The 24,945-nt window shown below is 68.5% G+C and carries 21 protein-coding genes; 10 read left to right on the forward strand and 11 right to left on the reverse strand.

Annotated features, from left to right (window positions below):
- Position 1: 1 nt before the first annotated feature.
- The 4 genes from dnaJ to ACIBL3_RS16595 form a co-directional block, all read right to left on the reverse strand.
- Positions 2–1,144, reverse strand: coding sequence for a molecular chaperone DnaJ (dnaJ, locus tag ACIBL3_RS16580; RefSeq protein ID WP_396354246.1), 1,143 nt, complete (start codon positions 1,142–1,144; stop codon positions 2–4).
- 25 nt (positions 1,145–1,169) lie between these two features.
- Complete coding sequence (hrcA, locus tag ACIBL3_RS16585; protein ID WP_396354247.1) at positions 1,170–2,192, reverse strand: heat-inducible transcriptional repressor HrcA; 1,023 nt, start codon at positions 2,190–2,192, stop codon at positions 1,170–1,172.
- 106 nt (positions 2,193–2,298) lie between these two features.
- Positions 2,299–3,390, reverse strand: coding sequence for a Gfo/Idh/MocA family protein (locus ACIBL3_RS16590; RefSeq protein WP_396354248.1), 1,092 nt, complete (start codon positions 3,388–3,390; stop codon positions 2,299–2,301).
- Entirely contained in the window at positions 3,387–4,028 is a 642-nt protein-coding gene (locus tag ACIBL3_RS16595; RefSeq protein ID WP_396354249.1) for a ThuA domain-containing protein, read from the reverse strand. Before ACIBL3_RS16595 ends, ACIBL3_RS16590 begins: the two co-directional genes overlap by 4 nt.
- Positions 4,029–4,167: 139 nt before the next feature.
- Here ACIBL3_RS16595 and ACIBL3_RS16600 point away from each other — a divergent pair, with 139 nt between their 5' ends.
- From ACIBL3_RS16600 to ACIBL3_RS16615, 4 genes are all read left to right on the forward strand, one after another.
- A complete protein-coding gene (locus ACIBL3_RS16600) occupies positions 4,168–4,512 on the forward strand; it encodes an EF-Tu/IF-2/RF-3 family GTPase (protein WP_396354250.1) in 345 nt (114 codons plus the stop codon).
- Between the two features lie 90 nt (positions 4,513–4,602).
- The gene (locus ACIBL3_RS16605; RefSeq protein ID WP_396354251.1) at positions 4,603–5,373 is read left to right on the forward strand and encodes an MBL fold metallo-hydrolase; all 771 of its coding nucleotides are present in this window, start codon (positions 4,603–4,605) and stop codon (positions 5,371–5,373) included.
- Positions 5,374–5,477: 104 nt separating this feature from the next.
- The gene (locus ACIBL3_RS16610) at positions 5,478–7,013 is read left to right on the forward strand and encodes an NCS1 family nucleobase:cation symporter-1 (RefSeq protein WP_396354252.1); all 1,536 of its coding nucleotides are present in this window, start codon (positions 5,478–5,480) and stop codon (positions 7,011–7,013) included.
- A 110-nt stretch (positions 7,014–7,123) separates the two neighbouring features.
- Positions 7,124–7,948: a DUF3097 domain-containing protein gene (locus tag ACIBL3_RS16615; protein WP_396354253.1), complete on the forward strand. Its 825-nt coding sequence runs from the start codon at positions 7,124–7,126 to the stop codon at positions 7,946–7,948.
- Here ACIBL3_RS16615 and ACIBL3_RS16620 read toward each other — a convergent pair.
- On the reverse strand, positions 7,923–10,502 hold the full coding sequence (locus ACIBL3_RS16620; protein ID WP_396354254.1) for a DUF3376 domain-containing protein: 2,580 nt from the start codon (positions 10,500–10,502) through the stop codon (positions 7,923–7,925). The two genes, ACIBL3_RS16615 and ACIBL3_RS16620, sit on opposite strands and share 26 nt — an antisense overlap.
- A 140-nt stretch (positions 10,503–10,642) precedes the next feature.
- Between ACIBL3_RS16620 and ACIBL3_RS16625 the strand changes: the two genes are divergently transcribed.
- Together ACIBL3_RS16625 and ACIBL3_RS16630 are read left to right on the forward strand one after the other, a co-directional pair.
- Positions 10,643–11,242 carry a hypothetical protein gene (locus tag ACIBL3_RS16625; RefSeq protein WP_396354255.1) on the forward strand — a complete coding sequence of 200 codons (600 nt, stop codon included), beginning with the start codon at positions 10,643–10,645 and terminating at the stop codon, positions 11,240–11,242.
- A 4-nt stretch (positions 11,243–11,246) separates the two neighbouring features.
- Positions 11,247–12,083: a hypothetical protein gene (locus ACIBL3_RS16630; RefSeq protein WP_396354256.1), complete on the forward strand. Its 837-nt coding sequence runs from the start codon at positions 11,247–11,249 to the stop codon at positions 12,081–12,083.
- Positions 12,084–12,086: 3 nt separating this feature from the next.
- On the opposite strand, the gene ACIBL3_RS16635 is transcribed toward ACIBL3_RS16630, so the two are convergent.
- The 5 genes from ACIBL3_RS16635 to ACIBL3_RS16655 all read right to left on the reverse strand — a co-directional run bounded on the left by ACIBL3_RS16635 (position 12,087) and on the right by ACIBL3_RS16655 (position 18,614).
- On the reverse strand, positions 12,087–13,094 hold the full coding sequence (locus ACIBL3_RS16635; protein ID WP_396354257.1) for a LacI family DNA-binding transcriptional regulator: 1,008 nt from the start codon (positions 13,092–13,094) through the stop codon (positions 12,087–12,089).
- A 60-nt stretch (positions 13,095–13,154) separates the two neighbouring features.
- On the reverse strand, positions 13,155–14,474 hold the full coding sequence (locus tag ACIBL3_RS16640) for an extracellular solute-binding protein (RefSeq protein ID WP_396354258.1): 1,320 nt from the start codon (positions 14,472–14,474) through the stop codon (positions 13,155–13,157).
- A gap of 174 nt (positions 14,475–14,648) precedes the next feature.
- A complete protein-coding gene (locus tag ACIBL3_RS16645) occupies positions 14,649–15,749 on the reverse strand; it encodes a LacI family DNA-binding transcriptional regulator (protein ID WP_396354259.1) in 1,101 nt (366 codons plus the stop codon).
- A complete protein-coding gene (locus ACIBL3_RS16650) occupies positions 15,709–17,586 on the reverse strand; it encodes a DUF2264 domain-containing protein (RefSeq protein WP_396354260.1) in 1,878 nt (625 codons plus the stop codon). Before ACIBL3_RS16650 ends, ACIBL3_RS16645 begins: the two co-directional genes overlap by 41 nt.
- Positions 17,583–18,614 carry a hydroxyacid dehydrogenase gene (locus ACIBL3_RS16655; RefSeq protein WP_396354261.1) on the reverse strand — a complete coding sequence of 344 codons (1,032 nt, stop codon included), beginning with the start codon at positions 18,612–18,614 and terminating at the stop codon, positions 17,583–17,585. The genes ACIBL3_RS16650 and ACIBL3_RS16655 overlap by 4 nt, the downstream gene beginning before the upstream one ends.
- Positions 18,615–18,765: 151 nt before the next feature.
- Here ACIBL3_RS16655 and ACIBL3_RS16660 point away from each other — a divergent pair, with 151 nt between their 5' ends.
- On the forward strand, positions 18,766–19,773 hold the full coding sequence (locus ACIBL3_RS16660) for an ABC transporter permease (protein ID WP_396354262.1): 1,008 nt from the start codon (positions 18,766–18,768) through the stop codon (positions 19,771–19,773).
- A 36-nt stretch (positions 19,774–19,809) separates the two neighbouring features.
- Here ACIBL3_RS16660 and ACIBL3_RS16665 read toward each other — a convergent pair whose 3' ends face one another.
- Positions 19,810–20,991: an RNA-guided endonuclease InsQ/TnpB family protein gene (locus ACIBL3_RS16665; RefSeq protein WP_396354538.1), complete on the reverse strand. Its 1,182-nt coding sequence runs from the start codon at positions 20,989–20,991 to the stop codon at positions 19,810–19,812.
- A 74-nt stretch (positions 20,992–21,065) separates the two neighbouring features.
- Between ACIBL3_RS16665 and ACIBL3_RS16670 the strand changes: the two genes are divergently transcribed.
- The 3 genes from ACIBL3_RS16670 to ACIBL3_RS16680 are packed head-to-tail and all read left to right on the forward strand — an operon-like array spanning position 21,066 to position 24,882.
- Positions 21,066–21,959 carry a carbohydrate ABC transporter permease gene (locus tag ACIBL3_RS16670; protein WP_396354263.1) on the forward strand — a complete coding sequence of 298 codons (894 nt, stop codon included), beginning with the start codon at positions 21,066–21,068 and terminating at the stop codon, positions 21,957–21,959.
- A gap of 8 nt (positions 21,960–21,967) precedes the next feature.
- The gene (locus ACIBL3_RS16675; RefSeq protein ID WP_396354264.1) at positions 21,968–23,626 is read left to right on the forward strand and encodes a hypothetical protein; all 1,659 of its coding nucleotides are present in this window, start codon (positions 21,968–21,970) and stop codon (positions 23,624–23,626) included.
- A complete protein-coding gene (locus tag ACIBL3_RS16680; protein WP_396354265.1) occupies positions 23,623–24,882 on the forward strand; it encodes an alpha-L-fucosidase in 1,260 nt (419 codons plus the stop codon). Before ACIBL3_RS16675 ends, ACIBL3_RS16680 begins: the two co-directional genes overlap by 4 nt.
- Positions 24,883–24,945 lie beyond the last annotated feature (63 nt).

Genomic DNA, 24,945 nt, shown 5'->3' on the forward strand with positions numbered 1-24,945 from the left:
CCTAGTGGGCGCCGAAGGCGTCACGGAGGCGGCCGAAGACGCTCTTGTGGGTGGCTTGGACCTGGCCCTGGGGGCGCTCCTCGCCGCGGATGCCGGCCAACTGCCGGAGCAGGTCGGCCTGCGAGTCGTCGAGCTTGGTCGGGGTCTCGACCACGACCTGGACGATCAGGTCACCACGACCGGCGTGCCGCAACCGCGGGACACCGCGAGCCGTCAGCGTCATCGCCGTACCGGACTGGGTGCCCGGGCGGATCTCCAGCGGGGTCGTCTCGCCCTCCAGCGTCGGCAAGTCGATCGTCGTGCCGAGCGCTGCCGCCGTCATCGGCAGCGTGACCGTGCAGTGCAGGTCGTCGCCGTTACGGGTGAAGATGTCGTGCGGCTCGACCTCGATCTCGACGTACAGGTCGCCTGCCGGGCCGCCGCCGGGGCCGACCTCGCCCTGGCCGGACAGCTGCACCCGGGTGCCGGTGTCGACGCCGCCCGGGATCTTCACGGTGACGGTCCGCCGGGACCGGACCCGGCCGTCGCCGGAGCACTCGACGCACGGGTTCGGGATGATCGTGCCGAAGCCGCGGCAGTTCGGGCACGGCCGCATCGTCCGCACCTCACCGAGGAACGACCGCTGGGTGTGGGTGACCTCGCCGCGACCGTGGCAGATGTCGCAGGTGACCGGCTCGGACCCGGCCGCCGCGCCGGACCCCGAACAGGTCGGGCACAGTACGGCGGTGTCCACCTTCAGCTCCCGGGTGGTGCCGAACGCGGCCTCGCCCAGGTCGATCCGCAGCGGGATCAGCGCGTCCTGGCCGCGCCGGGTCCGCGGCCGCGGCCCGCGGGTCGCCCCGCCGGTCTGGCCGAAGAAGGCGTCCATGATGTCGGTGAACGTGAAGGCCTGGCCGAACCCGCCGGGCCCGCCGCCCGCGCCGGCGGCCGCGAACGGGTCACCACCGAGATCGTGCATCTGCCGCTTCTGCGGGTCGCTCAGCACCTGGAAGGCGCGGCCGATCTCCTGGAACTTGTGGTGCGCGTCCTCGGAGTCGTTCACGTCCGGGTGGTACTGGCGGGCCAGCTTGCGGTACGCCTTCTTGATCTCGTCCGGTGTCGCATCGCGGCTGACACCCAGGACGGCGTAGTAATCGGTGCTCATACTCCAGACCAGGGGGTTGAATTCGTTAGGAGTCGGCCAGGATCTGGCTGACGTAGCGCGCGACGGCCCGGACTGCGCCCATCGTGCTCGGATAGTCCATATGGGTCGGGCCGACGATGCCGAGCGTGGCCAGCGCCTCCGACTTGGACCCGTACGCGGTCGCGACCACCGAAGTGGTGGCCAGTTCCTCGAACGGGTTCTCGTGCCCGATGCGGACCGTCAGGGTCTGCGGGTTGGTCGCCTCACCGAGCAGCTTGAGCAGGATGACGTGCTCCTCCAGCGCCTCCAGCACCGGCTTCACGTTGCGCTCGAAGTCGTCGCCGTACCGGGTCAGGTTGGCGGCGCCGCCGACCGCGATCCGCTGCTCGCCGACCTCGTCGGTGAACGCCTCCAGCAGCGTGGTGACGATCGACGCGACCAGGTGCCGGTCCCCCGGAGCGAACAGCTCCGGTACGGCGGCCAGCGACGTGGTCGCCTCCGTCAGCCGTTGCCCGGCGAGGACTGTGTTGAGCCGGTACCGCAGGTCCGCGATCAGTTGCTCGTCGACGTCGTTCGGGTGCTCGACGATCCGTTGCTCGACCCGGCCGGTGCTGGTGATCAGCACGAGCAGCAGCCGGCGCGGGGTCATCGTGACGACCTCGATGTGCCGGACGCTCGACCGGTTCAGCGACGGGTACTGCACGATCGCGACCTGGCGGGTGATCTGGGCGAGCAGCCGCACGGTCCGGCGGACGACGTCGTCCAGATCGACCGCACCGGCCAGGAAGGAGGTGATCGCCTTCTTCTCCGCCACGGACAGCGTCTTGACCGTGCTCAGCTTGTCCACGAACAGCCGGTAGCCAGCGTCGGTCGGGATCCGGCCGGCGCTGGTGTGCGGCTGGGTGATGTACCCCTCCTCCTCCAGCGCAGCCATGTCGTTACGCACGGTGGCCGGCGACACTCCGAGGTTGTGCCGGTCCACCAACGTTTTCGAGCCGACCGGCTCGTGGGTCGCCACGTAGTCCTCGACGATGGCGCGGAGAACATCGAGCTTGCGTTCGTCCAGCACGCGCACCACCCTCTCTCAGCGTCGACCCCTGGCACTCAGACGATTCGAGTGCCAGTCTACCGAGCCGTAGTAGCCGCCGACGCCGGCTTGCGGCGTGGGGCGGGTCTCAGGCGACTTCGGGAGATGCCCCCAACGGTACGGCGGCCGGACGCTCGACCGTACTCGCGACGTCCACGGGCTGGTCCTGCGCGGCCGCCTCGAGCACCGACTCGAGGACGTCGAGCACGTGGTAGGCCAGCGCGCCGTCGGCCCGGTGCGGCTCGCCGTTGCGGATCGCCCGGGCCATGTCCGCGACCCCGACCCCACGGCCGGCTCCGGCGTACCCTCCCGCGACCGGAAGCTCGATCCAGTCCCGGTTCGTGGCGGTGGCGATCTCGACCTTGCCGTCGAAGCCGTTCGGGTCCGGCACCGACAGGCTCCCCTCGGTCCCGTGCACCTCGATCCGAGGCAACCGGGCGGCCCACACGTCGAACGACATCAGCAGCGTGGTCAGCGCACCCGACTCGTGCTCGAGTACGCCGGTCACGTGCGTCGGCACCTGGACGCCGAAGGTCGTGCCGGCTCGCGGACCGGTGTGGATCTTCCGCTCCTGCTGCGACTGGCCGGCGCGGGCGACCACTCGCCGTACCGGACCGAGCAGGGTGATGAGGCTCGTCACGTAGTACGGGCCCATGTCGAGGACCGGGCCGCCGCCGGGCTGGTAGTAGAACTCCGGCGCCGGGTGCCACAGCTCGTGGCCGGGCGTGACGAACGAAGCAGTCGCAGCAGTCGGTACGCCGATGTCGCCACGGTCGATCGCGGCCCGAGCGGTCTGGGTGCCAGTGCCGAGCACGGTGTCGGGCGCGCAGCCGATGCGCAGGTTGTTGGCCGCGGCGTACTTCAGCAGCGGCTCGGCCTCGGCGCGGTCCACGGCCAGCGGCTTCTCGCCGTACACGTGCTTGCCGGCTTCCATCGCGGCCTGGTGCACCGCTGCGTGCGCGGCCGGGATGGTCAGGTTGAGCACGATGTCGACGTCGTCCGCGGCGTATAGGTCGTCGGGCGACAGGGCGCGGATGCCCTGGTTCTTGTCTGCGATCGCCTGGGCGCGGCTGACGTCCAGGTCGGCCACGGCGACGACCTCGACGCCGGGCAGCATGCCCAGGTGCTCCAGGTACGTGCCGGAGATGACCCCGGTGCCGACGATGCCGACGCGTGTCACTTGCTCGCCCACAGCAGCCCCCGCTCGATGATGGTCCGGACCTCCGGCACTTCGAGGTCGTCCAGCTTGTGGCCGACGGTGCAGACGAAGACCTTGCCCAGGCCCCAGGTCCGGGTCCAGACGGCCGGCATCACGGTGCCCTCGATCCACGGGTAGTCCGGGTGCGAGCGGAACGTGGTGGTGGCCAGCACGGTGTTCGTCGGGTCGTAGTGCACGTAGTACTGCTCGGTGTGCACGTCGAAGTGCGTGATGCCCTCGACGATCGGGTGCTCGGCGACGATGTCGACCCGGTAGTCGGTGAACCCGTGCGGGTGCGCGATGAACTGGCCGCCGGTGATGAAGCTGTAGTCGGAGTTGTTCCGGAACGAGTCCGCGATCCCACCGTGCCAGCCAGCGAAGCCGGTGCCCTTGCGGATCGCCGCGTCCAGGCCCTTGAAGTGTTCGGGCTCGATCTGGCTCATGGTGACGCACTGCAGGACCAGGTCGGTGCCGTCCAGGTCGAGGTAGCTCTCGGTCGTGTCGGAGACGGTCACCTCGTACCCGTTCTCGCGCAGATTGGGAATGAACAGGTCGGTCGCCTCGACCGGGGAGTGTCCTTCCCACCCGCCCCGGACCACCAGTGCACGTCGTGTCGTCACGCCGTCCGCCCTTCGAAAGTTTCGGTTCCAGGCTCGGAAAATTTGCGGAATCGCCACCGTGACACTAAGCGCCCCCCGACCACCCTTCAAGTGCGATTCCGCCCCCTGGATGGAGCTTCCCGATCGCTAGGGTCGGTGTATGGGATGGAAGTTCTGGAAGAGTGCCGGCGAGGCGAACACCTTCCCGGGGACGCGACCGCAGGACAGCGTGCCGCCGGGTGGGTTCGAGCTGACCGTCGAGGACGTGTTCTCGATCACGGGCCGCGGCACGATCGTCACCGGCCGGGTGATCGCCGGCACGGTCGCGGTCGGCGACCAGGTGCTGCTCAGCCGCGCCGGTTCGCCGCTGCTCCAGACCGAGGTGACCGGCCTGGAGATGTTTCGCAAGACGGTGAAGGTCGCGAACGCCGGCGACAACGTCGGCGTGCTGCTCCGCGGTGTCGAGCGGAAGCAGGTGGTCAGGGGCGACGTGCTGAGCAAGTAACCTCGGCGTCATGAACGAGCGGAGCGAGTTCATCATTGAGCGCAGTGTGCCTTGTGCCTCATCCGCGCCCGGAGCGAAGCGAGGACGTGGATGAGCAGGTGGACCGAGGTCGGGGATCGTTGCTGGGTCCGCCGGTACGACGAGTGGGACCTCAACGTCGGCCTGGTCGTCGGCGCGGACGGCGCACTGGTGGTCGACACCCGCGCGACCGCCGAACAAGCTGCTGAGTTGCTCGACCACATCCGCGAGCTCACCGACGTACCGGTCCGCTGGGTGGTGAACACCCACGCCCACTTCGACCACGTGGTCGGCAACAGCGTCTTCGCCGACGCCACCGTCTACCTGCACGAGAACGCTGCCGCCGAGGAGAACCTCGCCGGTACGACGTTCGCCGTCGCGAAGGTGATCGATCTCGGCGACCGCCGGGTCGAGCTGCTGCACCTCGGCAACGCGCACACGTCCGGCGACACGGTGGTCGTCGTACCGGATGCCGAGGTGTTCTTCGTCGGCGACCTGGTCGAGGAGTCGGCGCCACCGTCGTACGGCCAGGACTCCTTCCCGCTCGAGTGGCCCGACACGATCGACCGGGTGATCGGGATGCTGTCCGACACCGCGAAGGTCGTCCCTGGTCATGGGGCCGTGGTCGACGCCGAGTTCGTCCGCGACCAGGCCGGCGACCTCGGCACGGTCGCCAACACGATCTCCGGCCTCCACCACGCCGGCACGTCCCTGGACGACGCGCTCAAGCACACCGACGACTGGCCGTGGCCGCTCGAGCACCTGCAAGACGCCATCAAGCGCGGCTACGAAGCCCTCGGTACTCCCCGCAGACCAACACTCCCCTTGCTCGGCCCCAGCTGACCTGCCTCAAAACACAACCTTTGTAGTTGTCCGTTGACAGCACGTCACCTGAGGGCGCAACTTGTTGCGAAGTGCGTCCTCGAGCGGATCGGGTGGTGGGGTTCATGGCGACGGTTGAGCAGACGGTGCACCCGGACGGACGGGTCGAGCTGACCGATCCGGAGGCGGTTGCCGACAGCCCGTACGGGAACGCGGAGCTCGCGCCGACCCGATTGCCCGAGCGGCACTGGACGACGTACAACTACGCGGCGCTGTGGATGGGGATGGCGCACAACATCCCCAGCTACCTGCTCGCGGCCGGCCTGGTCGCGCTCGGGATGAACTGGCTGCAGGCGTTCATCACCATCACCCTCGGCAACCTGATCGTGCTGGTCCCGCTGCTGCTGAACAGCCACGCGGGCACGAAGTACGGCATCCCGTTCCCGGTCTTCGCGCGCGCCTTCTACGGCGTCCGCGGCGCCAACTTCCCGGCGTTGCTCCGGGCCTTCATCGCCTGCGGCTGGTTCGGCATCCAGACCTGGATCGGCGGCCAGGCGATCTACGTGATCGTCGGCGAGCTGGCCGGCGACAGCTGGACCAACGCCGCCGCGGCCGGCGGGCACCCGTGGACGCAGTGGCTGAGCTTCGCGTTCTTCTGGGGGATCCAGATGGTGCTGATCTGGCGCGGGATCGAAGGCCTGCGCCGGTTCGAGAACTGGGCCGCGCCGCTGGTCACGGTCGCGTTCCTCGCGCTGATGATCGCGATCCTGGTCAAGGCCGGCGGCCTCGGCCCGATCCTGGACCAGCCGTCGAAACTCGGCTGGGACGCCGACTTCTGGAAGATCTTCGCGCCGGCGCTGATGGGCATGATCGCGTTCTGGGCCACGCTGAGCCTGAACATGCCGGACTTCACCCGGTTCGGGAAGGGCCAGCGCCAGCAGGTCTGGGGCCAGATCATCGGCCTGCCGACCACGATGTCGTTCATCGCGCTGGTCTCGATCATCACCACGTCCGGCACCGTGCTGCTGTACGGCGAAGCGATCTGGGACCCGGTCGAGCTGACCCGGCGGTTCGAGAACCCGGTAGTGGTGACGATCGGCCTGGTGATGGCGATCCTGGCGACGATGTCGTGCAACGTGGCCGCGAACGTGGTCAGTCCGTCGTACGACTTCGCGAACGCCGTACCGCGGTGGCTGAACTTCCGGACCGCGGGCCTGGTCACCGGCGTGATCGGGATCGTGATCCAGCCGTGGCGGCTGATCTCCGACCCGTCGATCTACATCTTCGTCTGGCTGTCCTTCTACGGCGGCCTGCTGGCGTCGGTGGCGGGCGTGCTGATCGCGGGTTACTGGCTGATCGACCGCACGCAACTGCACCTCGCCGACCTCTATCAGGCCGGCGGCCGCTACTGGTACTCCGCCGGCTGGAACTGGCGTGCCGTGGTCGCGACCCTGTTCGGCTCACTCCTCGCAGTCGGCGGCGCGTACTCGAACCCAGGCGCCGGCCCGTTCCCCGAGGACGGCCTGATCCCCTTCCTCCAACCGCTCTACGACTACTCCTGGGCCGTCGGCATCGTCGCCGGCTTCCTCACCTACCTCCTCCTGACCAGACTCTCCCCCACCCGCCAACCAACCCAAAACCACACCGCTCCCATGTTCTAACCGCCCACCGACGTCCCGCAGCCCCAGGTCCACTCGCTTCACTCCGACGCACCCCCCGCAGGGGTGTGTGGTTGAGCGGTCAGAGGCCGGGCACGGCATACGGTTGGGCGGTGGCTGATCGGTATGGGAACGACGTGCTGGCTGGGGACTGGCGGAAGCCCAAGAACGGGCGGACCGTCGAGGTGGAGCTCGAGAAGGGGATGGTCGTCGAGGAGCCGAGCTCGGGGTTCGTCGGGGCCGTCGTGCGCTGGGAGCACGGCGTGGTCGACCTCGAGGACCGGCACGGCAAGATCAAGACCTACCCGCTCGGGCCCGGGTTCTGGCTGGACGGCAAGCCGGTCAGCCTGAAGGCGCCGAAGAAGGCCGGACCGGCCAAGAAGACGCGTACGGCGTCCGGCTCGGTGGCGGTCGACAACGTCCGGGCGAAGGTCGCCCGGGCCAGCCGGATCTACGTCGAGGGCCGGCACGACGCCGAGCTGGTCGAGAAGGTGTGGGGTGACGACCTACGCATCGAGGGCGTCGTGGTCGAGTACCTCGAAGGCGTCGACGACCTGCCCGGGATCGTCAACCGCTTCCAGCCCGGCCCCGGTCGCCGGCTCGGCGTCCTGGTCGACCACCTCGTCGAGGGCTCCAAGGAGTCGAAGATCGCCGCGCAGGTGACGAACAAGCATGTCCTGGTCGTCGGCCACCCGTTCATCGACATCTGGGAAGCGGTCAAGCCGTCCTCGGTCGGGATCAAGGCCTGGCCGAAGATCCCGCACGGGCAGGACTGGAAGAAGGGTGTGCTGCAGGCGTTCGGCTGGCCCGCGACCGACCAGGCCGACGTGGCCGCGGCCTGGAAGCACATCCTGTCGAAGGTGACCAGCTACGCCGATCTCGACCCGGCCCTGCTCGGCCGGGTCGAGGAGCTCATCGACTTCGTGACTCTGGACTGATCTTCGGGATCTTCGCCGCGATCCACGCCTGGATCCGGCTGCGGACCCTGCCGACGTACAAGCTCACCACTCCGAGCGCCGTACCCGCAGCCAGGACGAGTCCGGCGAGCAGTGCCGCGATGATGCGTACGGCGGCCACGTCGACGACCCCGGCGACGATCAGGAGGACGATGCTCAGCCCGATCGCTGCCAGCGGCAACCACCGCTGGAAGAGCAGCGGCTGCTTGGCCGGCGTCAGCTTGGGATTCCGGATCAGCCGTTCCCACAGCGTGGTCCGGGCCGGCTCGGTGAACCACCGCGCGGACCGCAGCAGCCATGACTTCGGCTGATACTTGCGGTCCGCCATGGCCTTGACCCAACTGCTCGGCTGCTCGCCGAGCGCGACGGAGACCTGGACCATCCGGTCGGCCAGGCCCTTCGTCGTCGCGCGACCCTCGGCGGACTGGTTCAGCTCGTCGCGCATCGTAGTGAGCGCGGACAGCACGGTCGCCTCGCGGAAGTCGTCGGCCAGCCGCTGCACCCGCTCGGCGACCTTCTCGACCTTCCAGTCCTCGGCCAACAGCACCTGCCGCTGGGTCTCGCGGATCCAGTCCGGATCGGCGCCGAGCAGGGCGCCGAGGTGCGCGACGCAGTGCAGCCGGCCCATCAGCCAGTCCCACCGCCGCCAGTCCGCCGCACCGAAGGCGCCGAAGTGCCCGACCTGGGTGCCGTACAGGATCCGGTCCTTCAGCAGGTTCGCGACCGAGCCCTCCTGCAGGTCGTCCAGCAGGGTCAGCGGGATGTCCGGGCCGAGCCGGACGAACTGGAACGGCGCACTGCGCTGCTGCGGCGTCCGGGCCGAAGTACACCGCGACACGATCTCCACCTCGAGTGCGGTCTCGACCAGTTCCCAGCCGACGGCCACGACCAGGTCGGCGAACGCCTCCCCGAGCGCCCGCTGCACCTGAAGGTCCTCGAAGATGTCGCTCAGCGCGACCGCGACCGTCTCGGCCCCACCTGGCACTTTCAACTCGAGCTCGGCGTTGGCCAATTGCCCCGACAACGCGTCCCGCACCGCCTGCGTCTTCTGGAGGCAGTCGCTCGTCGCCTGCAGCCGATGCTCCAACTCCTCCCGCTGCGGCGCACCGGCGCTGTCCAGCTTGGTTCGCAACGAGCGCAGCACGAGCCGTACGACGCGCTCCGCCGCGCCGGTCCCCCACAGCCAACTCGGCTTGCCCTCGGCATCGGTGCGCAGCGGCTTCGTCGAACCATCCGGATCCGGGACCCAGGGGTGCTCGGTCGCCAGGATCTCGTCGATGTCCTGCTCCGACAACGAGGTCGCGGCGTCCAGCACGGTGGTCTGGTCCTGGCTCGCGATCGTCACCGCCTCCCACACCTCACCGGCCGCCCGGCCCCGCGAGTACGTCGGCTGGAGGGCCTTCGCCGCCTCCGACAGCCGGGCCCGCTCGACTGGTTGCTCCATGCAACGGTCGAACAGCCGCTGAGTGTCCGACCAGGACGCGTCCGCCTCCAGCAGCAGCCGCTCGAGTTGCTCGACGTCGGACCGGAAGTCCACCTCACGCGGGAACTGCACGGCCGACAGCGCCGCCTTGCGCCAACTCGGCGCGTCGGTACCGACCAGCTGTGTCGCCGCATGGCCGACGCCTGCGGACGGTACGACGTACAGCACGTAGCGGCTCGCGCGACCGCCGACCGGACGCCGCGCGACGACGTCGAGCACCGGCCCGAACGGCGCGTTGTCGAGTACGCCGCCATCCACCATCCAGGCGCCGGAGTCGGCCATCTTGGGCTGAAGCCGCGGTGGTGAACCGGCCAGCTTGGGCGTCTCCTGGACCGGCGCGAACGCAGCCGGGAACGACGCGGAGGCCCGAGCGGCGAGGGCGAGCAGCTTGGTGTTGGTCAGCTCGTTCTTGTCCGCGACCGAGAACGTCCGGGTCTGGCCGTCGTACGTCGCGGTCTGCTCACTGGTGAACCGGAAGAGGTACCGATGGTCCGGTACGACGAAGCACTGCCCGGCCGCGTCGGTCGCCTCGAACTGCTGCACCCCGAGGCCGGACGCGGTGACGAAGAGCGTGACCGCGCCCTCGGCGGTCGACTCGCCGGCTTCCGCGACCCCCTTGATCAGCTCGTCGAGCTCATCCAGGAAGTACTCGCCGTCCAGCACCGAGCTCGGCTTGTCGACCGACGGCACCAGCTTCCCGACCTCGAGCGACCCGAGCCCGACCCACTTCTGCCGCAGCCAGGGCCCGTGCTCGCCGTCGGGATCGAGCGTCGACCCGTTCGAGATCGCTGTCGCCAGCAACGACCCGTTCAGCCCGCCGGCACTCGTCCCGGCGATCACGTCGACCACGACCCGTCGCCGTTCCTCGCCCTGATGGCACAGCTCCCGCCACCGCTGCGCAAGCACCTCGTCGTACGCCTGCGGCGCCGGGGACCCCTCCGGTCCGGACGCCCGCCGGATCAGGTCCAGCTCGTGCGTCACCCCACCCATCCACACCGCCAGGCTGACCCCGCCGTTCAGCACCAACGCGATCCGGATCTCATGATCGGTCATCCAACCCCCCTCGCTTGTGACAGGGATACCAAATGGTGACGAGCAAGGACAGTCGTCGCAGCAGAGAGTGAACAAAAGGGTGCCATCAACCGTTGTCGAGGGCACCTGGTGGCGTCATTCTGTTGCTGGGGGTGGTCGTCATGGGCAGGACTGCTTTGGCGGTCGCAGTCGTCGCCCTGCTGATCGGCGGCTGTGCGGACACGCCCAACGGCGGAGGTACGCCGTCCCCCGCGCCGGAGACCACCGGTGAGCCGTCGTACGAGCCGACCACTCCGGAGACCACGCAACCCACCCGCCGGCAACCGGCGATCTCGATCGCCACCGCACCGATCGGCGGCGGCACCGACAACGACGGCGTCGAGCACTGTGCGCAGGTCAACTGGCTCGGCCGGAACCCACTGCCCGAGGGCACGAAGCTGAAGCTCGGCGCGGCGGCGCTCGAGCCCACCGGAGTCTTCGAGCTCGACCAGTCTGCCTGCCCCAGCGACCGGCAGTCCTGTGCAAACCTCGAGTGGCAGACCAGCAACCTCGACACCTGCTACGTCGGCGCCCGGCAGATCGCGAACGGCACCGGCGAGGTCCGCCTGATCATCCCGATCGAGGCGACCTGCGCGACCCAGGACGACTGCGACCACCTGGTCGAGGACGACCAGGACAAGGTCGTCTTCGAGCCCGACACCCTCGAGACCCCCACTGATCCCACTACCGGACCCTCTACCGGCACACCGTCGGGTGGCTGACCGGATGGCGGAGCAGGATTCCCAGCTCGAGCGGTGGGTGACCTTCGCGGCGAAGTTCGTCACGCCGGTCACCCTGATCACCGCGCTGCTGTTCTACTTCGGCTACGTCTCGGCGCGATCGCAGTACGAGTACTTCGGGATCGACGTCGACACGATCGGCCTGAGCACGCAGGAGTACGTGATGCGCAGCCCGCAGCCGCTGCTCGTCCCGCTGCTGGTCATCACCCTGCTCGCGGTCGCGGGACTGCTCGTGCACAACGCGATCCACCCGACCGAGACCGGCGTACGGCGTGCCTCGCGCGCGACCGTCGTACTCCTGCTGATCGGGATCGCCGGTCTGCTCGCCTTCCCGTTGATCGGACAGCTTCCGTACTACGCCCTGGTCGTGCCCAGCGTGATCGGCCTGGCGGCGGCCACCCTGGCGTACCTCACCTACGTCCGGCGCAAGCTGAGCCCACCCCACAGCGGCCAGCGGTCGTTGATCGCGCTGCTCATCGTCGTCACCGTCACCTGCGCGTTCTGGGCGACGGCGACGACTGCGCAGTACTCCGGTCGCGGGCTGGCCAAGGCGGACGCGGAGAACCTGGACCAGTTCCCGGTCGTCATCCTCGACACGAAGGAGAAGCTCGCGCTGCGATCCCCGGGGATCGAGGAGACCGCCTTGCGGCCGGGCGAGGGCCAGACCTTCAACTACCGGTACCACGGGCTACGGCTGCTCGTGGTCGGCGACGACCGGCTGTTCCTGGTGCCGCAGCAGTGGAGCGCGTCCGACACGACCGTCGTCGTACCGCTGGACAACTCCGTCCGGGTGCAGTTCCAGTTCCAGAACGATCCGCCGTAGCCCTCAGGCGCTGTCGCGGATGATCAGCTCGGTGCCGTAGATCTCCGGGCTGGTCAGGTCGGCGCCGCCGATCTTGGCGAGCAGGAGCTCGGCCAGCCGGGCGCCGAGCTTCTCCACCGGCTGGCGGACCGTGGTTAGCTTCGGCGTCGTGGTGGTCGCCATCACCGAGTCGTCGAACCCGACCACCGCGACGTCGTCCGGAACCCGCCGGCCACGCTGCGACAGCACCCGCAGGGCGGTCGTCGCCATCAGGTCGTTCGCGACGAACAGGCCGTCCAGGTCGGGGAACTCGTCGAGCAGCCGGAGCGCGGCCTGCTCACCGCCGTCCGCGGTGAAGTCGCCGAAGGCAACGGCCTCGGTCAGCCCAGCCTCCTTCACCACCTCCTGGTACCCGGTCAACCGGTCCAGTCCAGCGGTCATGTCCAGCGGTCCGGCGATCGTCCCGATCTTGCGGCGCCCGATCGAGAGCAGGTACTCCACCGCGGTCCGGGCGCCGGCGACGTTGTCCACGTCCACACTTGCCACCGGTACGTCGACTCCCAGCGGCCGGGCGCTGAACACGATCGGCAACGGCAACTGCGCCAGCTCCTGCAGCACGTTGTCGCGGCCGTGGTGGCTGACGATGATCGCGCCGTCGACGTGCCCGCCGCGCAGGTAACGCAACAAGCGCTGGTCGTCACCCTCGGCGGGCTCGATCAGCAACACGAGCTGCGACGACGTCGGCGCGAGCGTCAGGCTCACGCCGCGCAGGATGCCGGCGAAGAACGGATCCGAGAAGACCCGGCTGTCCGGTTCCGGTACGACGATCGCCACCGAGTCGGTCCGGCGGGTGACGAGGGCGCGCGCGGCCCGGTTGGGCACGTAGCCGAGCTGCCCGATCGCCCGCTCGACCGCGGCCACCGTGTCCGGCAGCACCTTCGGCGACCCGTTGACCACCCGCGACACCGTGGCGCGGGACACTCCCGCGAGCGCCGCGACCTGCTCCAACGTCGGAGAACCAGAGTCCTTCATCGGTCCTCCTCTGGACGACGGACTGACCTTCACACCGTATTACTTTCCCGGTGTAACCGCTCAGCCTTTCGTTCTCGTGTTGGCGGCTTTGTCGGCCAGGTCGAGGGCCTGTTTCCAGGCCGCGTCCGGGGCCTGTTTGCCCTCGTCGACCCGGGCCAGCGCGGCGCTGAAGATCTGGTTGATCTCACCCTCGCGCGGGCCCTTGTGCTGCTTCAGGAAGACGTTCTTGGCCCGGTTGACGAAGATCTGCCCGACCGGCGCGTTGTTGAAGTACGCGTTGACCTGGCTCTTCACCTGCTGGTCGTCGTACGCGTCCAGCGTGGACGGGAACGAGCCGATCTTCTTGAACACCTTGACCTGCTGCTCCGGCGCGGTCAGCCAGGCGGCCAGCCGGGCCGCCTCCTCGGGTTGCGGCGACTGCTTCGGCACGGTGAGGTACGAGCCGCCCCAGTTGCCGCCACCGCCGGGGAACACGTCGGCGACGTCCCACTTGCCCGTGCCGTACGTGCCCGCGTTGTCCTGGATCACGCCGAGCATCCAGCCCGGGCACGCCATGGTCGCGAACGCGTCGGTCCGGAACGCCTTGTTCCACGCGTCGCTCCAGGCCGGCAGCTTGGCCGACAGGCCGTCCGAGCTGCCCTGGACGATCTGGTCCCAGGTCCGCTTCAGCAGCGGATTCTCCGCGCCGAGGTAGCGGTCCTGGTTCGAGTAGTAGGCCTGGATCAGCTGGTTGCGCATCGCCTCCCAGGTGAGGACGGCGGAGTCGTACCAGGCCGAGCCCGGCACCCGCTGCTTGAACTTCCGCCCGGTGGCGAAGTACGACGCCCAGTCCGGGAAAAGCTTGGCCACCTGGGCCCGGTCGGTCGGCAGCCCGGCCTTGGCGAACAGGTCCTTGCGGTAGCAGATCGCCTCCGGCCCGATGTCGGTGCCGTAACCGATGATCTTGCCGTCCGGGGTGGTGGCGCCGGACACCTTCCAGTCCAGCCAGCGTTCCTTCAGGTCCTCCGCGCCGTACTCGCGCAGGTCGACGAACTTGTCCGCCTTGGCCAGGTAGTTGTAGATCCAGCTGACCTCCATCGCCTCGATGTCGGCCAGGCCGGACCCGGCGGTCAGGTTGGTGTTCAGGTTCTTGACGTGGGCGTCGACGGTGGGCGCCTTGCGCTGCACGATCTTGATGTTCGGGTGCATGGCCTCGTACTCGCGATACAGGTCGTCGTACCCGAACTCGTTGAAGGTGGCGATGGTCAGCTCGATCCGCGGACCATCGGTTTCGTTGCCCGAGGCATCCGTCTTGCCGGTTCCACCGCAGGCGGTGGCGAGCAGGACGACACCACAGGCGAGGAGTGCCGCGAGGGGGCGGCAGCCGGCACGGGGCCGCATGGAAAGCTCCCTGGAACTGGACGGAGTTGAGAGCGCTCTCGGATCGCGAAAGTGTGCTGAGTTTCGAGCGTCCCAACCTGTTGTGTCAAGCACCACGTCGTCACGCTGAGACACCGGCGCGATCAGTCAGGACATAACAGGCCGCCTGGTTACAGAACGAACCATGCTGATCACTCACGGAGAGTGAGGCGGGGCGACCGAGTCGCGGACCACTACGACGGTGCCCAGGGTGACCACCGGCTGCTGGCGGGCGAACGGGTCCGCGTTCTTGTCCTGTCCGGACAGCCCGGCCCGGACTGCTGCCCGGCCGAGCTCCTCCAGCGGCACGCGGACGGTCGTCAGGGCCGGCTGCAACTCGGTCGCCACCGGGACGTCGTCGTACCCGACCACCGAGACGTCGTCCGGGACCGAGAGCCCGCGGTCGCGCAGGGCCGCGTAGACGCCGGCGGCGACGATGTCGTTGGCTGCGAAGACCGCGGTGAAGTCGAGGCCGTCGTCCAGCGCGCGCAGCGTCTGCTCGTAGGACCACTGCCGTCCGAAGGCGCCAGTGCGGACCAGCTCCGGGTCGAACGGGATCTTGCGCGCGGCGAGCGCCTGCTCGAACCCACGCAGCCGCGCGGTCGTCGTGGACAGCGCGGTCGGACCGCCGAGGTAGAGGATCCGGGTGTGTCCGGCGTTCAGCAGGTGGTCGGTGATCGCCGCCGCTCCCCCGGCGTTGTCGTACTCGACCGCGTACGCCGACGAGTCCGACGACAGCCCCGGTCGCCCGCAGAGCACCAGGCTCGAGCCGGCTGCCTTGAGCTGCCGGGCCCGCTGGCTGACCGCGGCGAAGTACTCCTTGTCCTCGACCGCACCGCCGACGAGGATCACCGCGTCCGCGCGCTGCTCCAGCAGCAGGTCGACGAACCGCAGCTCGGCCGACTGGTCGCCCTGGGTCGAGCAGACCAGGCAGAGCCGGCCGGAGGCCACGGCCTCGGACTGGACGCCGCGGGCGATGTAGGCGAAGAACGGGTCGACGATCTCGTTCACCACGATGCCGACCACCCGGGTCGTCGACCCGGCCAGTGCCCGGGCGTGCGCGTTCACCACATAGCCCAGCTCACGCATCGCGCGCTCGACCGCGGCCCGGGTCGCGGCCGCGACCGGATAGTTGCCGTTGACAACCCTGGACACGGTGGCCGTGGAGACGCCGGCGCGTTCGGCCACGTCGCGGATGGTCCGGGCCGCGTCGGGGTCACGACGTTTCGCCCGCGGCCGCGGGGGTTCCGCCGCCATCCATCACCACCTCCTCCTCGTGTCCTCCCGCCATCCGGATGACGCAGCGCAGCCCGTCCACCTCGACCTCGATCGCCTCGGCCAGCGCCTCGGGCCACACCGTGTCGCCGGACAGTACCACCGCCGACACCAGCAGCACCGGACCACCGGGATGCTCCCGGCGAACCAGGTACGGCGTCGCCGAGTGCGGACCGAACGCGTTCGTGTCCAGGCCCCGCCGTACGCCGGCCTCGTCGTACCCATGGAGTCCGACCACAACCGAGCTCAGGCGATCGGTCCGGATCGCCTGAGCCCACGTCTCGCCTGTTGTCAGGTCGGGCCGGTGCTGGTCGGCGATTGCGTAACCGCCGTGGCGAATGGTGACTCCCCCAGGTCCATCGACCAGGACGCAGCGCACCTCCACTCGGCCGAGGACGACCGATGCCACCTCGATCCGCCAGGCGCCCGCCTTCCACCAGGAGGCTGCGCGACGGCCGTCCACCGCGATCCGCTCGATCCTTCCACGCCGGCTTGTCCCATCCAGCGCGACGTGGTTGTCGATCCGGTCGGCCGAGAGCTCCGGTCCGGTGCGGCTCGAGTACGCGAGGCGGTCGTAGTGGTGGTCGGCGGTCTCACCGGGGGCAGCATGGTCGCTGCCGTGGTTGAGCAACCGCACGATGCCGTCATGCCGCGTGCCCTGCACCAGAAAGCCCGGCGCCGGCATCGCCCGTACCTGGTCGTCCTCGTCGATCGGCAGGGCGGCCTCGCGGTCGGTCCACACCGGATGCTCGGCCGGCAGCAACAGCCCAAGGAAGCCTTTGGAGGCCCAGTACGGCGACCCCGGTCCGGAGTACGGCTGCGTCATGGGCAGGAAGTGGTGGTGCCACCCGAGCGACAACAGCCCACGCTCGTCCGGCACACCGTGGTCCACGAAGTGCCGCAACATGCCCGAGCAGAGCCGCCGCGTCTGGCCCGGTGTCAGCGGCGAAGCGTCGAGCAGCATCCCCATCCAGTACGGCGCCGCCGCGGCCATCCGGTAGCACAACGACCTGCCCTGGTGGACCGGCGCGCCATCGGCTCCGACAAGGTGGACCGCGTCCTCCAGGAACCGCCGGAGGCGCTCACGATAGACAGTCAGCCGGTCGTCGGCCGCCGTACCTGCCATCCGGGCCCAGAGTCCTGGGTAGAGGTGCATCGCCCAGCCGATGTAGTGGTCGAAGTTCTGGCCGTCGCCGTCGGTGTACCAGCCGTCGCCCACGTACCAGTCCTCGATCCGGTCGAGGCCGCTGTCGATGTCGTCCTGCGAGTACGGCGCTCCGACGGATGCGAGGAACTGCTCTCCGACGACCTGGAACAGGCGCCAGTTGTTGTCCCAGGTCCTGGAGCCGACGAACGCGGACAGCCAGTCGACCACCTTCTGCTGATCCGGTCCGTCCAGCCGGTCCCACAACCAGGCACGCGACTCGTGCAGCCCGACCGCGATCGCGGCAGCCTCCACCATCTGCTGCGAACACGGCGTCAACCGCGGCCACTCCCCGGCTGCGCCCAGACCTCGGGCGTACCGCTCGACGAGCCGCTCGTCTCCTTGGGTGGCGGCGATCCGGAACGACGCGAGCAGGAAGCTTCGCGCAAAGCCCTCCAACCCATCGCAATCCGCCCCCGACCAACTCCCCCGCCCCGGCAACCGGATCCGCGCACCACTCGGCGAGAACCACGGGACGAGCGAGTCGAGCAAGTGATCGGCCACCGCGAGCCAGGTCTCCCGGGTGTAGCCGGTCCGCGAGGACAACAGCCGATCCGGCGCCGGCAACCGCAGCCCGTTCGGCGACGGCGGCAGGCTTCGGGGGTCGGGTGTCATGCGATCCGTCCGAGGTCGGCCCAGTCGATCCCGTGGGCCAGGTCGAGGCCGGCGGCCAGTCGCTCGATCTCCGCGACCGCGGCCTCGCCCAGCCTGACCACTTCGTTGCCCATGGCACCGGCCAGGTGCGGGGTGACGAACACGTTGGGCAACTGGAGGAGCGCTGAGCTTGTCGGCAGCGGTTCGGGATCGGAGACGTCGAGCACCGCATCAATCCGCCCCGACGCACACTCTCGCTCGAGCGCGTCATGGTCGATCAACCCGCCCCGTGCCGTGTTGATCACGACGGCGCCATCCGGCATCGCGGCCAGCAACTCAGCCGACACCATGCCCCGCGTCTCCGGGAGCAGCGGCGCGTGCAGACTCACGATGTCGCTGGCGCTGAACAACGTCTTCAGGTCACACCAGGTCGCCCCGAACGCGGACGCCTCGGACTCGCTCAGGTAGGGATCGTTCACGAGTACGTCGACGTCGAGTCCACGCAGCCGCTCGAGCACGAGCCTGCCGGTCCGCGATGCCCCCAATACGCCGATCGTCGTACCGAGGTTGCCGACAATCGGTGCACCCGGCAACGGGCGGCTGTGGTCGACCGTCCGGTACCAATCGCGCAGGCGGAAGGCGCGCTTGCCCGCCAGCACGATCGCAGCCAGCGCGAACTCCGCGACCGGGATCGCGTTGGCGGCTGCCGCCGAGCTCACCGCGATCCCGCGCTCGAACACGACCGGGTCGACGAAGGTCTTGATCGTCCCGGCCGCGTGCACGACAGCACGCAACTTCGGCGCAGCGTCCAGGAGATCCGCGGTGATCGGCGGACAACCCCACCCGGTCAGCAGCACCTCGGCCTCGGCCAGCTCCGCACGCACGGCCTCGAACGACTCACGCAGTACTGGAACACCGTCCCGCAGACCGAGCGGCTCGGCGACCCGTTCGAGACGGTCCCGCACCGGCGGCGTGACGACTTGCGCCCAGGTCGCTTCCGGCATCGCCACGAGGGTCGGTATCCGGGCGCCGGCTTGACGATTCAGCACGAATCACTCCTAGTAAACGGTTACAGAAACCGTAAACATGGACTGACGGGCCGGTCAAGGCCGATCCGCTCGAAAGCCTTGACACAACGCGAAACCCATCCCTAGGTTGTGTCCTCATCCGGACAGCAAACGGTTACTACCGAGGAGGACCATGCATCGCCTCAGCCGACGCCCCGGCCGTACGCGTGCCCCGGCTCTCTCCGCGCCCACCTCGGCCCGCCGCGCCGCTGCTCGCTCCACGCCGGCCTCGGGCCGGGTGCCGTTGCGGCTTCGGTTGCGGCGCGACCGCACGATGTTGTTGCTGGTGCTGCCTGGGTTTCTGTTTTTCGTGGTGTTTCACTACGTGCCGCTGTTGGGCAACGTGATCGTGTTTCAGGACTACCAGCCGTATCTCGGGTTTCGGGGTAGTCCGTGGGTCGGGCTGGGGAACTTTGCCGTCTTTGCCGAGCCGGACTTCTACCGGGCCCTGCTGAACACCCTGAAGTTCGCGCTGTTGCAACTCGTCCTGTTCTTCCCGGCGCCGATCGGGCTCGCGCTGTTGCTGAACAGCATCCTGAGCTCGAAGGTCCGCCGGTTCGTGCAGAGCGTCGTCTACCTGCCGCACTTCATCGGCTGGGTCATCCTGATCTCGATCAGCCAGCAACTGATCGGCGGCACCGGGCTGCTCCCGCAGGTGCTCGGCGAACTCGGCCTACCCCGAGTCGACCTGATGACCAGCCCGGAGTTCTTCCCCTGGCTGGTCACCATGCAGCTGATCTGGAAGGACGCCGGCTGGGGCACGATCATCTACCTCGCCGCCTTGCTGAACATCGACACCGACCACTACGAAGCAGCCGCGATCGACGGCGCGAACCGCTGGCGCCGACTCTGGCACGTCACCCTGCCCGGCATCGTCCCGGTCACCTTGCTGCTGCTGATCCTCAACCTCGGCAGCATCCTCTCGGTCGGCTTCGAGCAGATCCTGCTGCAACGCGACGCGGTCGGCGCGGACGCCGCCGAGGTGCTCGACACCTACGTCTACTTCCACGGCGTCCTCGACGGCCAGTGGGGCCCAGCCGCCGCCGTCGGCCTGGTGAAAGGCCTGATCGGCCTCGTCCTCATCCTCGGCGCCAACAAACTCGCCCACCGCTTCGGCCACGAAGGGATCTACCGCCGTTGACATCCTCCCAGCCCCTGGGGACGGGATTCCAACCCACTACAGAGAGGCAGTGAGTTGAGGTTCACGCTTCCGCGAAACCCGACCAGGCATCTCTCGGCGTGCACTGACGGCCTGTCCGGCCGCGATGTTGACTGCTGCGTTCACATCCGCGTTGGCCCGATGCCCACAGGCCACGCACCGGAAGACCGCTTGGCTCTCACGGTTCTCCGCTGCGCGGTGCCCACAGGCACTGCAGGTCTGCGACGTGTATGCCGGGCTAACCTCTTCGAGCCGTCCCAGGGCCTTGTCTTTGAGGCGCTGGACGAGAAGTCCCCCACTGTTGGCCAAGATGCCGCGGTTCAGCGCAGCTTTGGAGCGGCGCCGATTCGCGAGATAGCTACCTGGTCGAGCGAGGTCGGGTCTCGGCTTGGGTCGCCTCGTCATCTGCGCGATCCGCAGGTCCTCGACCCGGATCACGTCGAACCGGCGGGCGAGATCAGTGCTGGTCTTCTCCACCCAGTCCTTGCGACGGTCGGCGGCACGTGCATGCAGGTTCGCGATCGCGGCCTTTACCCGCTGACGCCGGTTAGAGCCACGACGGCAGCGGGACAGGCGGCACTGCAGTTGCAGCAGCCGGACCTGTTCGCGTTCCGACAACCCAGGACAGATCAGAAGCTCAGCGGTAGAGAGAGCAGCCGAGACAGTGACGCCGCGGTCGACGCCGACGACCTCCCCGGTGCCTGGTGCGGGGATGAGCGGTGGGACGACGGCAAACGCAAGGTGCCAACGGCCCGCTCTGTCGAACGTGACCCGGTACGACCTTGCGTCGGGAACGGCACGAGAGAGCCGGAACCGCACCCACCCGATCTTGGGCACATTGACCGCTGCCCATCTCCGGTTCAGATTGACAATTCGGGATGCCTGGGACCCAACGATGCGAAACCCCTCGTGCAGACCGGCTTTGCGCCAGGTCGGCCGGCGATGGGTACCTGCGTAGAAGTTCCTGACGGCCTGGTCGAAGTCTCGCAGCGCTTGTTGCTGGACTGTCTGCGACCCGGCCCGCAGCCATTCGAACGTGGCTCGCGCCTCGGTCAGTTGGCGTGCCTGCTCGATGTACCCGGGTGTCGCTCCTTTGTCGCGGGTCCACATCGACCACTGCTCGAGTGCAAGGTTCCACACACAGCGGGCATGCCTGCACTGCGTCAGCAACGCGGCGTGCTGCGCGGGCGTCGGGTACATGCGGAATCGGGACACGCCGCATACCCAATCAGACGGAACCGACAGTCCTCGCTCGTCGCGCGAGAGGAGTCGAGATGAAGACGTCGAATCGGCCGCCGTGGATGGAGGCGCCGTCGCGGGTGGGGCTGGCGGTCAAGGCGCTGGCGATCGTGGTCGTCTGCCTGCTGGTGCTCTATCCGTTCGTGAACATCATCGCGACCAGCTTCGCGAGTGAGCCGGAGATCGTGCGCCGGGGCGGGATCATCCCGCTGTTCCCCACCGACCCGACGCTGGCGGCGTACCGGACCATCTTCGCCGGTGGCGTCGTCAGCCATGCGCTCCTGGTCAGCGCCGCCATCACAGTGATCGGTACAGCACTCAACCTCGTCGTCACCATCGGACTCGCGTACGGACTGAGCCGGCCGATCGTCGGCGGACGGTTCGTGCTGACCGCCGTCCTGTTCACGATGCTGTTCGGCGCCGGCATCATCCCGAACTTCCTGCTGGTCAAACAGCTCGGCCTCTACGACACGTACGCCGCCCTGATCGTGCCCGGCCTGGTCAGCGCCTTCAACTTCCTGGTCCTGCGCAACTTCTTCCAGAACATCCCTGCCGAACTCATCGACAGCGCCCGGATCGACGGCGCGGGCGACCTGGCGATCCTGCTGCGGATCGTGCTGCCGCTGTCGAAGGCGGTGCTGGCCGTGGTCGCGTTGTTCTACGCGGTCGGCCACTGGAATGCGTTCTTCAACGCGTTGCTCTATCTCAGCGACACCGACAAATGGCCGCTGCCGCTCGTCCTGCGGCTCTACGTCCTGCAGGGGCAGCCGGTCGGCGCGGGCGCCGAGTCGCCCGGCGAGGCGGTGGCGTCGATCCAGGCCGTGCAGATGGCGGTCGTCGTCGTGGCGCTCGTTCCGATCCTCTGCGTCTACCCGTTCCTTCAGCGCTATTTCACCAAAGGCGTCCTCACCGGCGCCATCAAGGGTTAGGAGAAACCGTGACCACCTCATCGGCCGGCCTCAGCCGCCGGAGCTTCCTGCGCAGTGCGGTCGGCGTCGCCGTGATGAGCGCCGCCGGCGTCCCCACGCTGGTTGCCTGCAGCAATGGCGGTACGGCGGCCGGCACCGCGCGGGCGTCGTCACTGACGCTGCCGTCGTACGTCGCCTTCGCCGGTCCGAAGCCGGATCTGCCGGGCACCGCGGACGGCGTGCCGCCGGCGTTCCGCAGCTACCCGAAGGACCTGGTCAAGACCGTCGCGCAGCCGCCGCTGAAGGGCGGCAAGGTGTCGGTGATGACGAACATCTTCGACCCGCTGCCGCCGTCGAAGGACAGGAACACCGCCTGGCAGGAAGTCGAGCGTGCGCTCGGCGGCAGCCTGGATCTGACCATCGTTCCGGCCAGCGACTGGGAAACGAAGTTCCAGACCGTGCTCGCGGCGAACGAGCTGCCGGATCTGGTCCTGTTGTCCGATCCGTCGGTTGTCAACAATCTACCGGCGTTCCTGGCTGCCAAGTGCACCGACCTGACGCCGTACCTGTCCGGGGACAAGGTGAAGGACTACCCGAACCTGGCCAACATCCCGGCCGTCATCTGGCAGGCCTGCGTGGTCGACGACAAGCTGTACGGACTGCCGATCCCGCGCAGTATCACCGGCGGCGCCGGCTTCTACAACCAGCGCCGCCTCGACCAGGCCGGTGTCGCGTACCCCACCTCCGCCGAGGAGTTCCTGGCGGCGTGCAAGGCGCTGACCAAGCCGCAGCAAGGCCGCTGGGCGATCGTCAACTCGAAGGGCAACACGTTCTTCACGATGATCCAGCAGATGTTCGGCGTCCCGAACGGCTGGCGGCTCGAGAGCGGGAAACTGGTCCGCAGCTTCGAGACCCCGGAGTACAAGGCGGCGCTCGAGTTCGCGGTCGGGTTGGTCAAGGCCGGCGTCGTCGTACCGGGCTCGGACGGGATCGACGGCCAGGCCCGGAAGAACGCGTTCAAGGCCGGCAAGGGCGCCTTCGTGTACGACGGCTTCCCGGCGTACCCGGACTACCTCAAGGACATGAAGCGGCTCGACCCGGCCAACGACCCGCGGGCGTTCGTGCCGATGGCCCCGGCGGGCGGCAAGGCGAACACCTGGTCGGACAACATCCTGTTCGCCTACACGCTGATGAAGAAGGCCGACGAGGCCCGGGCGCGCGAACTGCTCGGCGTGGCCAACTTCTTCGCCGCGCCGTTCGGAAGCACCGAGAACCTGCTGCTCACGTACGGCGTCGAGGGCGTCGACTTCACGCGGGACGCGAGCGGCAACCCGAAGCAGACAACCAAGGGTGAGGCCGAGCTGACCGTGCCGTGGAAATACATCGCCGGTCCCCCGCAGGCGCTCTTCAACGCGTCCGACCCGACGTACGTCGACAAGGCGCACGCCGATCTGACCAAGCTGATCGGCATGGTCGTGAAGGATCCGACGGCCTCGCTGATCTCGCCGGCCAACGACAAGTCCGGTGGCGATCTGGGTCAGGCGCTGACCGACGTACGCAACGATGTGATCGCCGGGCGGAAGCCGATCAGCGCGTTCGACGCGGCGGTGAAGAAGTGGGCCAAGGACGGCGGGGACAAGATCCGCGGCGAGTTCGAGTCGGCGCTGGGCGGCGCCACCCCGCGATGAGCTGGCTGACGGAGGCACGCTTCGGGCTGTTCGTCCATTGGGGAATCTACGCGGCGGCCGCCCGGCACGAGTGGGTGAAGTCGTACGAGCGGCTGACCGACGAGGACTACCAGCCGTACTTCGACCACTTCTCGCCCGACCTCTACGACCCTGTGCAGTGGGCGGAGGACGCGTGGAACGCGGGCATGCGGTACCTCGTCATCACCACCAAGCATCACGACGGGTTCTGCCTGTGGGACTCGAAGCTGACGTCGTACTCCGCGCCACACACGCCGTGGGGAAAGGATCTGCTCGCGCCGATGGTCGACGCCTTCCGGGCGCGTGGGTTCCGGATCGGGCTGTACCACTCGCTGCTCGACTGGCACCATCCGTCGTTCCCGGTGGATCTCTACCACCCGCAGCGCGGGGATGTGGACTTCATCGACCGGACCGCCGACCGGGACGTTCGCGAGTACGCCGACTACCTGCACGGTCAGGTCCGTGAGCTCCTCACGGGGTACGGGCAGATCGACGTGATGTGGTTCGACTTCTCGTACGCCGGGCGCGGGTTCAACGCGAAGGGGCCGGACGAGTGGCGGTCCGAGGAACTGCTCGCGATGGTCCGGGAGCTGCAGCCCGGGATCCTTGTCAACAATCGACTGGGACTCGGGAACGGTGACTTCACCACGCCGGAGCAGGTGCAGCCGCCGGGGAACGAGGTTGCCGCTGGCAACGGTACGCAGGTGCCGTGGGAGGCGTGCCAGACGCTGAACGGCAGTTGGGGGTACCACCGCGACAACCACGACTGGAAGTCGCCGGCACTGCTCATCCGGATGCTGGTCGACTCGGTCTCGAAGGGCGGCAACATGCTGCTCAACGTCGGGCCCAACGGACGCGGCGCGTGGGAGCCTCGGGCGCTGTCCGTCCTGTCCGGCATCGGCGACTGGATGCGGCTGCACGAGCGGTCAGTGCGCGGGTGTGGTCCGAGTGCGTACGTCGCGCCGGCCGACTGCCGGTACACCCAGAACGGCAATCGCCTCTACTTGCATGTGTTCGCCTGGCCGATGGGGCACCTGCATCTTCCCGGGCTGGGCGACAAGGTGGTCTACGCCCAGTTCCTGCACGACGCCTCGGAGGTTCAGCGGGTGACTGTCGACCCTTCGGCGCCTGGGCACACCTACCTGGCCGGCCTCCCCGACAACACCCTCACCCTCAAACTCCCCAACCACGCCCCGTCCCCCGATGTCCCGGTCATAGAGCTCTTTCTCCGCGACTGAGCTCGCCCCTCCTGGAACGGCGAAGGCACCCACCTCGACCCGGTGGGTGCCTTCGTCTTGGTG

This window comes from Kribbella sp. NPDC050124 (assembly GCF_044460355.1).
In the GTDB taxonomy this organism is placed as follows: Bacteria; Actinomycetota; Actinomycetes; order Propionibacteriales; family Kribbellaceae; genus Kribbella.

Bases quoted from the DNA above. Each gene is read 5' to 3' on its own strand.
- dnaJ (WP_396354246.1), bottom strand. From the start codon at position 1,144: ATGAGCACCGATTACTACGCCGTCCTGGGTGTCAGCCGCGATGCGACA.
- ACIBL3_RS16600 (WP_396354250.1), top strand. From the start codon at position 4,168: ATGGGATGGAAGTTCTGGAAGAGTGCCGGCGAGGCGAACACCTTCCCG.
- ACIBL3_RS16605 (WP_396354251.1), top strand. From the start codon at position 4,603: ATGAGCAGGTGGACCGAGGTCGGGGATCGTTGCTGGGTCCGCCGGTAC.
- ACIBL3_RS16610 (WP_396354252.1), top strand. From the start codon at position 5,478: ATGGCGACGGTTGAGCAGACGGTGCACCCGGACGGACGGGTCGAGCTG.
- ACIBL3_RS16620 (WP_396354254.1), bottom strand. From the start codon at position 10,502: ATGACCGATCATGAGATCCGGATCGCGTTGGTGCTGAACGGCGGGGTC.
- ACIBL3_RS16625 (WP_396354255.1), top strand. From the start codon at position 10,643: ATGGGCAGGACTGCTTTGGCGGTCGCAGTCGTCGCCCTGCTGATCGGC.
- ACIBL3_RS16630 (WP_396354256.1), top strand. From the start codon at position 11,247: ATGGCGGAGCAGGATTCCCAGCTCGAGCGGTGGGTGACCTTCGCGGCG.
- ACIBL3_RS16635 (WP_396354257.1), bottom strand. From the start codon at position 13,094: ATGAAGGACTCTGGTTCTCCGACGTTGGAGCAGGTCGCGGCGCTCGCG.
- ACIBL3_RS16640 (WP_396354258.1), bottom strand. From the start codon at position 14,474: ATGCGGCCCCGTGCCGGCTGCCGCCCCCTCGCGGCACTCCTCGCCTGT.
- ACIBL3_RS16645 (WP_396354259.1), bottom strand. From the start codon at position 15,749: ATGGCGGCGGAACCCCCGCGGCCGCGGGCGAAACGTCGTGACCCCGAC.
- ACIBL3_RS16650 (WP_396354260.1), bottom strand. From the start codon at position 17,586: ATGACACCCGACCCCCGAAGCCTGCCGCCGTCGCCGAACGGGCTGCGG.
- ACIBL3_RS16660 (WP_396354262.1), top strand. From the start codon at position 18,766: ATGCATCGCCTCAGCCGACGCCCCGGCCGTACGCGTGCCCCGGCTCTC.
- ACIBL3_RS16665 (WP_396354538.1), bottom strand. From the start codon at position 20,991: ATGTACCCGACGCCCGCGCAGCACGCCGCGTTGCTGACGCAGTGCAGG.
- ACIBL3_RS16670 (WP_396354263.1), top strand. From the start codon at position 21,066: ATGAAGACGTCGAATCGGCCGCCGTGGATGGAGGCGCCGTCGCGGGTG.
- ACIBL3_RS16680 (WP_396354265.1), top strand. From the start codon at position 23,623: ATGAGCTGGCTGACGGAGGCACGCTTCGGGCTGTTCGTCCATTGGGGA.